Source organism: Rufibacter tibetensis (genome assembly GCF_001310085.1).
Classification (GTDB): Bacteria; Bacteroidota; Bacteroidia; order Cytophagales; family Hymenobacteraceae; genus Nibribacter; species Nibribacter tibetensis.
Window position 1 is genome coordinate 3,406,987 of sequence record NZ_CP012643.1, and the last position, 13,045, is coordinate 3,420,031.

The 13,045-nt window shown below is 42.1% G+C and carries 5 protein-coding genes; all 5 read left to right on the top strand.

The features are described 5' to 3' along the window. Window positions 1-359: 359 nt before the first annotated feature. The 5 genes from DC20_RS13965 (at window position 360) to DC20_RS13990 (ending at window position 13,013) form a co-directional block, all read left to right on the top strand. On the top strand, window positions 360-3,344 hold the full coding sequence (locus DC20_RS13965) for a glycoside hydrolase family 2 protein (RefSeq protein WP_062544397.1): 2,985 nt from the start codon (window positions 360-362) through the stop codon (window positions 3,342-3,344). A gap of 808 nt (window positions 3,345-4,152) precedes the next feature. Next, window positions 4,153-4,422, top strand: a complete 270-nt coding sequence (locus tag DC20_RS13970; RefSeq protein WP_062544398.1) for a hypothetical protein — start codon at window positions 4,153-4,155, stop codon at window positions 4,420-4,422. Between the two features lie 544 nt (window positions 4,423-4,966). After that, on the top strand, window positions 4,967-7,819 hold the full coding sequence (locus tag DC20_RS13975; protein ID WP_062544399.1) for a TonB-dependent receptor: 2,853 nt from the start codon (window positions 4,967-4,969) through the stop codon (window positions 7,817-7,819). Window positions 7,820-9,025: 1,206 nt separating this feature from the next. Beyond that, window positions 9,026-11,080, top strand: a complete 2,055-nt coding sequence (locus DC20_RS13985; protein ID WP_083470328.1) for an ATP-binding protein — start codon at window positions 9,026-9,028, stop codon at window positions 11,078-11,080. A gap of 553 nt (window positions 11,081-11,633) precedes the next feature. Further along, window positions 11,634-13,013 carry a sigma-54-dependent transcriptional regulator gene (locus tag DC20_RS13990; protein ID WP_062545966.1) on the top strand — a complete coding sequence of 460 codons (1,380 nt, stop codon included), beginning with the start codon at window positions 11,634-11,636 and terminating at the stop codon, window positions 13,011-13,013. Window positions 13,014-13,045 lie beyond the last annotated feature (32 nt).

A 13,045-nucleotide genomic window follows, 5' to 3' on the forward strand; every position in this document is an offset into this window, starting at 1 on the left:
TTTAGACTCATTTTTGCCTTGCTGTTCCTTTTCCCAAAAGCAATAAAAATTTATTCAATTAACGGAAAGTCAACTATACCCTTTTCGTAAATAAAGTAGCGCTAGAGCAATGAAAACCCATCCTATCTGGTCATATTTGGTTATCTAGATTCTGTCAAATAAACTAGCCCAATTAGTTGTTCATCTTTGCTGCAAAGTAGCAGTGCTGACTGCAGTATTCTATGGTGTAGAATAGTCATTAGAGTAAAACCTGTTACATCCGTTTAGATAGAAATGGCTTTTATGGAAGAGTTATTTCAAGAAGTGAAAGGTAGTTCTATCAACCCTTTTAAGGGGGTAACCTCATAATTAAGTTAGAAATGAAAGTAAGATTGTTTTTCTCCCTTTTCCTTGTCCTCCTGGTGCTTGATGCCACGGCCCAACGGACCAAATACAACTTCAATTCAGACTGGAAAGTACTGGTGGGTGACCCTGCCGGTGCCAAAGACGCCGGTTTCGCAGATCAATCCTGGAAAAAGGTGACCTTGCCGTATGCCTGGAACGAGGATGATGCCTTCAGAAAAGACATTGTGGATCATCCTACGGGTATTGCCTGGTACCGGAAGCGCTTTAAACTACCTGCCTCAGCCAAAGGTCAGAAAGTGTTTCTGGAGTTTGAAGGCATCCGGCAGGCTGGTGATTTCTATTTGAATGGGGTGCATATTGGTCTGCACGAAAATGGCGTGACAGCCTTTGGTTTTGACGTGACCGATGTGGTAAAGACTGGAAACGAAGAAAACGTACTGGCGGTAAGAACAGATAATGACTGGAATTACAGAGAGAAGGCAACCAATACAAAATTCCAGTGGGAAGATAAGAACTTCAACGCCAATTACGGGGGCATCAATAAGAACGTGTATTTGCATGTAATGCCGAAAGTGTACCAAACACTCCCGTTGTTCAGTAATCTGGGCACTACCGGGGTGTATGTGTACGCTGATAATTTTGACATCAAAGGCAAGTCAGCCACCATCCATGCCGAGTCTCAGGTAAAAAATGAAACAGGTCAACCTCAGCAGGTAGCCTATGACGTCATAATCTCTGATCTGAAAAACAAGGTTGTGAAAACCTTCAGCGGAGAAAAGGTGACCTTGGCCCCCGGCGAAACGAAAATCCTACAAGCTTCTTCTAAAGTATCTGACCTGAATTTCTGGAGCTGGGGCTACGGGTACTTGTATGACGTGAAGACTGTGTTAAAAATAAATAACAAGCCGACAGATGCTGTCACCACCAAGACAGGTTTCCGGAAAACAGCCTTTAAAGACGGAATGATTTACCTGAACGACCGGGTGATTATGGTGCATGGCTATGCCCAGCGCACCTCTAATGAATGGCCAGCAATTGGGTTGTCGGTTCCTGCCTGGCTGAGTGATTACAGCAACGGGCTCATGGTTGAAAGTGGCGGGAACCTTGTGCGCTGGATGCACATTGCCCCCTGGAAGCAGGACGTGGAATCATGTGACCGCGTAGGCCTCATGCAAGCCATGCCCGCTGGCGATGCCGAAAAGGATGTGGAAGGCGTACGTTGGGACCAACGGAAAGCTGTCATGCGCGACGCGATCATCTACAATAAAAACAACCCCAGCATTGTGTTTTACGAGAGCGGCAATGAGAGCATCAGCGAAGCACACATGGCAGAAATGAAAGCCATCCGGGACCAATATGATCCCAAAGGCGGACGGGCCATCGGTTCGCGCGAAATGCTGGACAGCAAAATTGCCGAATACGGGGGCGAAATGCTGTACACAAACAAAAGCGCTGATATCCCGCTGTGGGCCACGGAATACTCCCGCGATGAGGGCTCCCGCAAGTACTGGGATGAGTTTACGCCTCCTTACCACAAAGACGGTGACGGACCCCTGCACAAAGGAGAATCTGCCGCCGCTTACAACCGCAACATGGAAAGCCATGCCGCCGAGAACGTGAAACGCTGGTTTGAGTTCTGGAACGAAAGACCTGGCACCGGCAAAAGAGTGAGCAGCGGCGGAGTAAACATTATTTGGTCTGAAAGCAATACCCACCACCGCGGTGAAAACAATTACCGCCGCAGCGGCGAAGTAGATGCCCTCAGAATCAAGAAGCAGAACTTCTATGCCCACCAGGTGATGTGGGACGGTTGGGTAAGCCCCGAAAAGCAGGGCTTGCACATTGTGGGCCATTGGAACTACGCCCCCGGTATGAAGAAAGACATTCTCGTTATCTCCTCGGCAGAGAAGGTAGAATTAAAAGTAAATGGAAAGTCGCTGGGCTATGGTGCCAAAAGTGATGGGTTCCTGTTCACTTTCAAAAATGTAGAGTGGAGGCCAAGCAACATCAGCGCCGTAGGGTATGATGCCAACAACAAACAAATCTGCACGAATGTCATCCATACCGTAGGTGCTCCTGTGGCGTTACGGTTAACCCAGATCAAACGACCTACTGATTTTTTCGCCAACGGCCATGACTTGGCGTTAGTAGAAGTGGAAGTGGTAGATGCCAAAGGCAACCGGGTACCCACGGCTTTGAACATGGTCAACTATACCTTGGATGGTCCTGCTGAGTGGAGAGGCGGTATGGCCATGGGACCAGACAATTACATCATGGCCAAAAGCTTCCCGGTAGAAGGAGGAGTGAACCGGTTTTTAATTCGCTCCACTACCACTCCTGGCACTATCAAGGTCAAGGCCACTGCTGAGGGACTCAAAGAAGCGGCTCTAACGCTAACTACCAAACCTTTTAAGGTAGAAGACGGACTGGCCACTACCTTGCCGTCTGCTGGGTTGCCCTCTATCTTAGACAAAGGCCCTACTCCATCTACTCCTTCCTTCATCATGACCCGTACTCCACTTAAAGTCGTGGGAGCTACCGCCGGTGCCAATGCAGACAGTGCTTTCTACAGCTATGATGACAATGAGCTTTCAGATTGGGTAAATGATGGAAAGCTCTCCACTGCTTGGATTGAGTACACCCTGGAAAGAGAAGCTATTGTGAGTGAAATCACTGTGAAACTAAATAATTTCCGGTCTAGGGTGTATCCGTTAATCATCACCGTAGATGGTAAAGAAGCGTTCAGAGGCAATACCAAGAACTCACTGGGTTACTATACAATCAAATGCACTCCGCAGAAAGGTACCAAGGTCAGGATTCAACTGGCTGGTGCCACGGCTGCCAGTGGCGGCAATACAGGAGTGGAAGTGAACGGTAAAAAGCTTGATGATGGGGTAGCCCGGGACGATGCGAAAGCCAAAGGCACTATGAGCATCATAGAGGCTGAAATTTATGAAAGCCTTTCAGATGGCGTGAAAACAGCTTCCCGCAAAAACTAGTTAAGGAGAGCTTTAACTAGAAGCGCCTATACTAAGAACCTACCTTCAACTCAATTAAAATGGTTTAAAACATGGCCAATGGGCTTATCTAGAGCTTCACTTTGAGAAAACTCAAAGTCTCTGAAGTATCAAAAGCTATAGACGTTGGTATAGGTGTTAAAGTGTTTGTATTAAAAAAGAGGCTGTTCTCACTAGGAACAGCCTCTTTTGGTTTATAAGGTTTTGTCAATGGTTTATCAGAAAGATGAACGCTGATTTTTGATGATCAACTAATAACTGTTTTAAGGTCATTTATATAAAAACTACTCAGATGCATGCTATGGTTAATAGTAATCTAACCAACATTTGCCTTTTGCTTTGGGAAATTGTTTATGCCTTCGATTTAATAAATTATTGATGGGGGCTTACAGGATAGAGCAGGATACAAATTGAATTTAAATAGATTAGTTTTCGTGTGCTAAGATACTTTATCCATAGGTCCCGTAATTTGCTTTAGGAGCAATACGGGGTTCTAATGATTATAATTTATTATAAAAGTTTATGAAAGGTAATATTTGGTTTATATAGGTGTTGTAGTATCCAGTATGAGTAATCCTTATTATTAGGTAAATTGTTTATAGTGTTTTATTGGCTGAATAATAATGAATTGCTATTTGGGTGCTTATTGTTTTAAATATCATCGATCTGTCAATTAAAAAATAGGAATCAAATAGAGGAGGTTGAAAATGGTGTATGAAAGCGATAAAGCCTTAAAAGTTTTGTGTCCTTTTTGATGTAGGCCACTTCAGATTAAACGGAAAATGAAATTATGGATTCGCCAAAACATATAGTTGCTATTGCCTCCAGGTATGGTGTTGTAATGCAACATACTTTTAAAGACCTGTACTCAGCAGTTTTGTTTCTGAAAAAAGGAGCAAGGGAGGGAAAGCATTTACCTTTAGGAGCATTTGATCCATCAAACGGAATCATTTATACCCTAAGTGACTGTGATACTAGTTCTTCAATGAAAGTATTGAGTAAAAGTTTAGAAGGCTTTCTCAACTTAGGAATAGATGCCAAAAGTATAGAGGTGTACTAAAAGCCTAGCGCACTACTCTCGCAGATACAAGCAATCAACTTTGTAATATATAGCTTTTCAATCATCTTAATGTTTGAGAATTAAAGAAGTAACTTTTATTTATACCAATATTTTGGTATTCCTGGATAAAAGTGAGGCTTGTGTAATGGCTAAATAGAAGGTCGACTATTGTGTTTTAAAGTCTTACATTGTCTATGTTTTTATCTTAACCTTGTTTATAGCTTATTTTATAGAAATGGGCTATAAACAAGGTTACTTTATGTCTGATTTTTTATTCTTTATATTTTCTTCTCTTTAGATTATTGAAGTTATTTTTCCTTGTAAATATTTTTGAGCGTCTTATTAGTTTTATGTAGGATTTTTAAAAACCACTTCAAAACGTGAATAGTAAATGTGTTAAATAAATGCTAAGAAAATTATAAGTAATTAAATGTGCAGTGTCTCTTCTGAAAGCAATACCAAAAAATATATTAAATTTTAACATATAGTAAATAAACCATAGGAAGCTTTTTTGGTCTAACTCCAAAAAATCACCCATCCTCCTATGAAAGCATCTTTACTTCTCCTGTTATTTATAGCCAGTATAACCTTTGCACAGGCACAGGGCTACTCGGTAGCTGGTGCTGTTCATAGTGCGCAGAATAAAGAAACCTTACCCGGAGCCACCGTTCAGTTGATCAGGCTACCTGATTCTGTGAGGACTGCTACCGCAACCGACAAAGATGGAAACTTCGGGTTTCAGGGAGTAAAGCCGGGGCAATACTCATTGCAGGTAAACTATCTCGGTTTTAAAACTTACGCCCGTACGCTACAGGTGCAGAATGCGGCCGTGACTTTGGGGCAGCTGTTACTGGAAGAGTCTACAAATACTTTAAAGGAGGTACAAATTGTAGGGCAGATACCCCCCGGAAGCCAAAAAGGTGACACCACTGTTTTCAATGCAGCAGCTTTTAAGGTTGCCGCAGACGCGAGCGCGGAGGATCTGGTGACCAAACTGCCGGGAGTGACCGTAGTAGATGGCAAAATTCAGGCACAAGGCGAAGAAGTGCGGCAGGTGCTGGTAGACGGGAAGCGGTTCTTTGGGGAAGACGCAAATACCGCCCTCAGGAACCTGCCTGCCGAGGTAATTGAAAACATAGAAGTGTTTGACAAGAAAAGTGACCAGGCAGAGTTCAGCGGCTTTGATGACGGGAACCGGGCCAAAACCCTCAACATTGTGACCAAGAAAAACCGACGCCAAGGGCAGTTCGGGAAGGTGTCTGTGGGGGTAGGGCCAGACAAGAAATACATGGCGGGTATCAGCTTGAACATTTTTAAAGGCGACCGGCGCTTTACCATCAACGGGCTTACCAATAACATCAACATGCAAGACTTCTCGGTGGGGGAGGCTCCCGGAGGGGGCATGAGAGGACGCCGTGGCATGGGTGGCGGCGGAGCCGGGGGAGGAAACGGCATCTCTACCACCAGCAACTTCGGGCTGAATTACTCAGACTTTTGGGGAAAGAAGATTGAGGTAAGCGGTAACTATAATTACAGCAACACCAGAAATGAGAACAACCGTCGGGTGTTCAGGGACTACTTCAATTCCCAATTTTATGACCAGCAAAACAGCGACAACAGCTTTAATACTAATAGAAACGAAAACCACCAGTTCAATTACAGGCTGGATTACAAAATCAACGACCGAAACAGGCTTTTGATCACGCCAAGATTCTCCATTCAGAGAAGTAATTCCTACTCTAATACAATAGGCAGTTCTGTTTATGACGCAGATTCTACCAATGAATCTTACGATGCGACAATCTTAACTTCCACTGATAATCTTACTGACGCAGACAACTACTCCTATAACTTAAGCAACGATATTAATTATAGTCATCGGTTCAGTAAGCCGGGCCGGACCTTTTCCGTTAACCTGAATACTGGGTACAATATCAACAACGGAGATACTTACCGGATCACCAATGTGGAGGATTATGACCGCCCTGACAGAAGCATTTACCTCAACCAGCAAATAAAGGCAGACAGAAATGGGCTAAACTGGCGTGGGAATGTTGCCTTTGGTGAACGGGTGGGAGAAAAAGCCCGTGTTCAGGCTGAGTACAACATCAGTAATCGGGTGGAAGACTCTGAGCGCCTGGCGTATGATTTTGACGAGGCAGACTACACCCAATTCAACGCCCGCCTTAGTAACTCTTTTGAAAGCGAATACCTCACCCAGCAGGCTAAAACCAGTTATCAGTACAACTCTGACAAGTTACGCGTACAGGTAGAAGGGCAATACCAAATTGCAAATCTGCAGAACGAGCAAGAATTTCCAGCAGTTTATCAGGTAAATCGCACGTTCCACAACCTGCTGCCAACTGCTCAGTTTGAATACAAGTTTACCAAAACAAAGAACCTTCAAATTGATTACCGCACCAACACCAATGCGCCCTCTGTCACTCAATTACAGGAAGTAGTAGATAACACTAATCCGCTCCGGTTCAGAACCGGGAATGCAGGCTTGGTGCAGGCGTACCAAAATTCAGTAAATGTGCGGTACAGGTCCTTTAATACTGAGACCAATCGAAATTTCTCTTTCTTTATCACCGCAGCCCGGGCGGACGACTTCATCACAAACAGCACGTTGGAGGTTGGTCTGGAGGATGAGCCGTTGCTAGAAGGTTTCGTGATAAGCCGGGGAGCACAGTTGATCAGGCCAGTGAACTTGGATGGCAATTGGAATGCCCGTACTTTCATTAGTTATGGCCAGCCTCTACGTTTTATCAAGTCTAATGTTAATCTCTTCGGCTCTGTGGGGTATAATAAAACTCCAGGCTTGTTCAATAATGCCATGTTCTTCTCTACCTCTACCAATTATGGTTTAGGAGGCTCTATTAGTAGCAACATCAGTCAAAATGTAGACTTTAACTTATCTACCAACTCCAGCTACAATGTCATCACGAACACTCTGCGTGCCGAGCAGAACAACAACTTTTTCAACCAATCCACTCAACTGCGGGCCAACCTGAGGTTTTGGAAAGGCTTTGTGTACCGCACTGAGTTCAGCCATCAGTTAAACGCTGGGTTGTCCAGCGGCTTCAACACCAATTACACCTTATTAAATATGAGTTTAAGCAAGAAGGTGTTTAAAAGCCAGAAAGGGGAAGTAAGCTTGAGTGTGAATGACCTGTTAAGGCAAAACATCAGTGTGCAGCGCACAGTATCTGATGCGTTTGTCCAAGACGTGCAGTCTACGGTATTGCAGCGTTTCTTCATGCTTACTTTCTCCTATAACATACGCACGTTTAGCGGCCCAATGCCAGGTGAGAGAGGTCCCGGCCAAAAAGGACCAGGTGAAAGAGGCAACATGCGTCAGGGCGGCCAAGGCGGAGCAGGTAGGAGAAATCAATAGGTTTTGTCAGAACTGTAGTTGCGTAGGGTTGCCTATGATATCTAGGATTCAAAAGAAAGGTTTTTTATTGGGCAGATTCTTTCTAGCAAGCCATGATGTTGTAAAGTTTGACCATGATCCTTGCCTGTACTCTCTTTTGAAGTGCCGCTGAGAACTAGTTTAGCGTAAGAGCTAATCTACACCTTTGGAAGGTGTCTATGGGTACATGATGGGCAAGTGACTGGTTTATAAAAGGTCAGATTTCCCCCTTCTGTTTACATCGGATAAATAGAGGAGTTTATGGGACTGCTCCGTTTCCTCATATGAGCAGAGCCTTCTTGGTAATTTGTTTTTCATTACATGAAAAAGAGTCCCCAGACTCAACAGCTTTCATCTCCATTCTTCCATTCTAAAGAGCAGTCTGGTAACCTTCTGTTTATATTGACTAATTCCAATGCCATGTGTTGGAATGACTCACTACAATATATTTGAGCAGAAGGGGACAAGAAGCAGTATTGGGTAAGGTCAAAATCAGCTTTTCTTTTCTGGATAGCTTTTCATAAACCTTCTTTAAAAGAGTTAAAGAAGAAGCTGAACATTTTCTATGGCATAAACTGGTAGGTTCTTAACAGGTGCCGGTCTACTTGAGTGGATTCTATGCCTCGAAAGACTGTTGGTTAAGGTAAAGGTGTCCTATGAAAAATCAAAAGAACATAGAACATATCTCAAACCAGTAAGAGGGCGGTTGCGTAAGTTACTTCACCCCCCAAGATAAGTATACTGTTATCTCTTAAAAGAGAGAAGATTGGAGAAAGAGGAGCCTTTTACGAGTATGCTTGCTCCAGGTTTCTGCTTTGTCTTTTTTGCTTAGGCCTATGGTAACGTGTGGAAAAAAAATCTTCGTAGCAGAGGTTTGTAATTCTTGAAATAAATAGTCTAAGATAGGTTTGTCTTGGAATTTGTAAAATCGTTAATGGATTAGGTATGAATTCGGATTCAATTAGATTCCTCCCAAAATGGCAAACGTTTTAGATTGATTTTTTAAAAAATCACTTATAAATGGTAATGTAAAGAGTTTGTTAAAATATAATTATAAATAGATTTTTTAAAATGAAATGCATTAAAACAACAATAAATATCCTTAAAAATTAAATAAAAAGTTTTAAAAATAAATAAAACTAATATTTACTTGTATATTTATGACGGGAATAAGTAAAAGCTTTTTTTATGAAGTCTGCTCCAATCTCAGTAAATGAATCTCAGGGTTTGAATAATTGGTTGTCCTTGGAATCATCAAGAACAGCTAACAAAACATCTAAGTTCTTAGAGGGAATGGACGTGCGTTCTGTCCTTTCTTCTTCCTTGTTTATGGCCCGGCTGAAAAGGTATTTGTTTTCTGCTTTAGCCAATACAAAAGAGAAGGGAATTGCCCTTTTGGCTTTTTCATCTGACAAACTTTGGAAAAAAAACCTTTTAGGAATGAGTGAATTCATTTCTTCAGGAACCGTGTTCCAAAATACACGTAAAGCAGACCTCGGTCTGTACATGTTTTCAAGTGATGTAGTTAAAGCAAGTATAGAGGAAGAGACGATTAATGCTCAAGAAATGATAAACACACCTCACATATTTTCTTTTCAAGGATTAAGAAGCAATGAAGCGTATCCGCTTAAGCCAGCTGTAAGTAAGTTTCATTCTATTAAGCTTCATGAACAACCTAACAAGCGGTTAACCCACCTCCATCAGTCGGGTGCCCTCAGCGTAGAGGTTGAATCTTTGTTAGAGGCAGGGTTTTGGGAATACTCCGTTAACTCAGGTGAGTTCTTTTGCACAGACTACGTTCATGAAGTATTAAACATATCGCCAGAGGCACCACTTTCCGGGTTTGAGTCTTTCCTGCCGTTTTTCGGTGAAGCTGATCAGGCGGTTTTAAGCAACGCCTGGAAAACCCTTATAAATAAAGGAGAGCAGTTTAATCTTTTGGTTGAAGTGCAGGATGGTAGAAGCGAGGCAACCTGGCTTAGAATGAAAGGCAAGCCTTTAAGTAAAAATAATAAGGTAGTTAAATATGTAGGTACTATACAAAACGTGACGGACTGGGTGCTCCAGGAAAAGCAATTAGAGGCGCAAAAAGCAAAGGCTGAACAAGGAGCAAAACTCAAGACCGAGTTTGTGTCTTACATGAGCCATGAAATCCGGACGCCACTTAATGCTATCATGGGGTTGACGTACCTTCTTTTGCAGGATGAGGGATTAAAAGAAGAGTACAAGGACAACTTGAACTCTATCCATTTTTCGTCACAGTGTTTACTTGCTTTAGTTAACAATACCCTTGATTATTCTAAAATAGAAGCGGGTAAAGTTGAGTTAGAAAAAGTTAACTTCCACTTGAAGGACCTTTTGAAAAATACTCATCAGGCACTTTCCCTGCGTTCTATGGAAAAGAAAGTTAATCTTGAGCTTTCTATAGACCCACGCACTCCGGCCGAAGTAGCGGGCGATCCGGTTAGATTGATGCAAATCCTGAACAACCTTTTAAGTAACGCTATCAAGTTTACTGATAAAGGGTCTGTTAAGCTTAAGGTAGATGTGGTTTATCAAACCAACCAAGAGTGGGTGTTAGACTTTACTGTTTCTGATACTGGTATAGGTATACCGGTGGAAAAGCAGAAAAGTATTTTCGAGAGCTTTACCCAGGTAAACTCTTCAACTCACAGACAGTACGGAGGAACAGGGTTAGGACTTTCCATCACTAAAAACTTGGTGGAACTCCATAAGGGTACCATCAGAGTAGAAAGCACTCCCGGAAAAGGATCTGTATTCAGTGTTCGTCTTAAGTTTATCAAACCACAGGCGTCATTAGTAACGCTTCCAAAAACCAGTGCAACCAAGATACCTTTTACTAAACTGAAGGGGGTGAAAATACTGGTGGTGGATGATAACGTTATGAACAGAACAGTGGCTACGAAACTGCTCACCAACTGGCACGCAGAAGTTGAGACGGCAGATGATGGATTGGCTGCTTTGGAAAGAATCAATTCTACTGATTTTGATTTAGTCTTGATGGACTTGTATATGCCAGTTTTAGATGGTTTCCAGACGGTTGCCAGAATGCGAGAAGCAGGCCGTAACCTTCCTGTGATTGCTCTTACCGCTAATGCTAGTGAAGAAGAAAGAAAAAGGATTCTGAGTGCAGGGGTGAATGACTATTTAACTAAACCGTTTGTGCCTCAAGATCTATTTAATAAGTTATTGCAGAATTTAGACGCTAATAGAATCCAATAAACAGCTTACTGGTTACAGGTTTACATGTAAACCTGTAACCAGTAAGCTACCAAAAGAAGAAACAGTAGAGTTTTATGTTTTGCACTTCTTTGTCCCGCACATTAAGTCCTTACATTCAGGGAGATTTCTCATAAACAGTACATACTACACTGTATACAATAAGTGGAATGCAAAGAAGTATAAGGCTTTTTCACAAGCCTAAATAGTTGACCGGGTCTGAAAACCTTTAAGGTACACTCTCTTCTGCTACTTTTTTATTTGACACGTTTGTACATGATACATAAAACAGTGTGAGTAACTAAGCAAAGTGCATTCTGAATCATTTTAGAAATTGAGCCTAGTTAGCTATATAAACCTTTTATTGATAAAGCATTAGAAATTATAAAGCAATAATCCAATTTCATTCTTAAGAAAAGATAAATTTACTTGAAATGTTTATTTTTTAAGTAAAGATAACCTCAGGGGCAGGTAATGCGATTAACGTATATCATAATACTTTCTTAAATTGGCAGGAAGTAATAGTTAATTGTTTTCTGTAATCTTTTTGGTCCGCATGTCTAGTTTGCAAAATGAATCTGCTGCAAAAATCTTTGTTCTAGAAGATGATCTTTGGTATTCACAATTCCTTAGTTATCATCTTTCAACCAACCCTGACCACCAGGTAGAGGTATTCAATTCCGTAGAGGAGTTTTTAGGTCGTCTCACAGAAGCTCCAACTATCATAACGCTGGATTACCACTTGCCTTCTGTTACAGGCGAGGAGGTTTTACAACAGATTCTGCAAAAGAGCCCTAAATCATACATCATTGTTATCTCCGGACAGGAAGACATAAGGAAAGCTGTAAGCTTGATGAAAATGGGGGCGTATGATTACATCGTTAAAAACGAAGAAACCAAAGACCGCCTCTGGAGCATCGTTGAAAAAATTAAACACAATAAATCACTGCAGCAGGAGTTGGAGGTGCTCCGGAGCGAGGTCAAACAGAAATATACCCTGGGCAGTGAACTGGTAGGATCTTCTGAGCCAATTAAGAAGGTCTTCCAATTAGTGGAAAAAGCTGCCGCAAACAATATAAACGTTACTATTACTGGAGAGACGGGTACTGGTAAAGAATTGATTGCGAAGGCAATACATCAAAATTCCAGGAGAGCTAAAATGCCATTTGTGGCCGTGAATATAGCAGCTTTGCCCTCTGAACTACTGGAAAGTGAATTGTTTGGCCATGAGAAAGGGGCTTTTACAGGTGCTACTGCCCGCCGGGTGGGTAAGTTTGAAGAAGCAAACGGAGGTACCCTGTTTCTGGATGAAATTGGCGAAATGAGCTTTAATCTGCAGTCTAAACTTCTTCGGGTTTTGCAAGAGAGGGAAGTTACTCCTGTAGGGTCAAATAAAAGCATTCCTGTGGAGGTGCGGATTGTAACTGCCACCCACCGGAATTTGATGGATGAGGTGAAAAAAGGAAACTTTAGGGAAGACTTATTTTACCGTCTGCTTGGAGTTCAGGTGCATCTGCCACCCTTACGAGAAAGGGGGCATGATATTATACTAATTGCTAATAAAGTACTAAAAGACTTTTGCAAGCAGAATGATATGGAGGATAAAACCCTCACGGCAGAGGCGCAAAAGAAACTATTAAGTCATCCTTTCCCAGGTAACGTAAGGGAGCTCAAAGCAGTAGTTGAACTTGCAGCAGTTCTTTCTGAGTCAAAAGCAGTGACAGATAGTGATATTCAGTTACAGTCGTTGGCTCCTACTTCTTCATCTGAAGAGAAAACACTTGATGAGTACATCCATGAAACAGTACAACGGTATCTAGACAAATACAATTATAATGTTGTGTATGTCGCCGATAAATTAAAAGTAGGAAAGTCTACTATTTACAGAATGATCCAGAAAGGGGCTGTTCTTATTCCTGAACAAAAGAGGTATTAGTAAATCAAAGTAATACTGTTTTGTAAGCTTAA

Bases quoted from the DNA above. Each gene is read 5' to 3' on its own strand.
- DC20_RS13970 (WP_062544398.1), top strand. From the start codon at position 4,153: ATGGATTCGCCAAAACATATAGTTGCTATTGCCTCCAGGTATGGTGTT.
- DC20_RS13985 (WP_083470328.1), top strand. From the start codon at position 9,026: ATGAAGTCTGCTCCAATCTCAGTAAATGAATCTCAGGGTTTGAATAAT.
- DC20_RS13975 (WP_062544399.1), top strand. From the start codon at position 4,967: ATGAAAGCATCTTTACTTCTCCTGTTATTTATAGCCAGTATAACCTTT.
- DC20_RS13965 (WP_062544397.1), top strand. From the start codon at position 360: ATGAAAGTAAGATTGTTTTTCTCCCTTTTCCTTGTCCTCCTGGTGCTT.
- DC20_RS13990 (WP_062545966.1), top strand. From the start codon at position 11,634: ATGTCTAGTTTGCAAAATGAATCTGCTGCAAAAATCTTTGTTCTAGAA.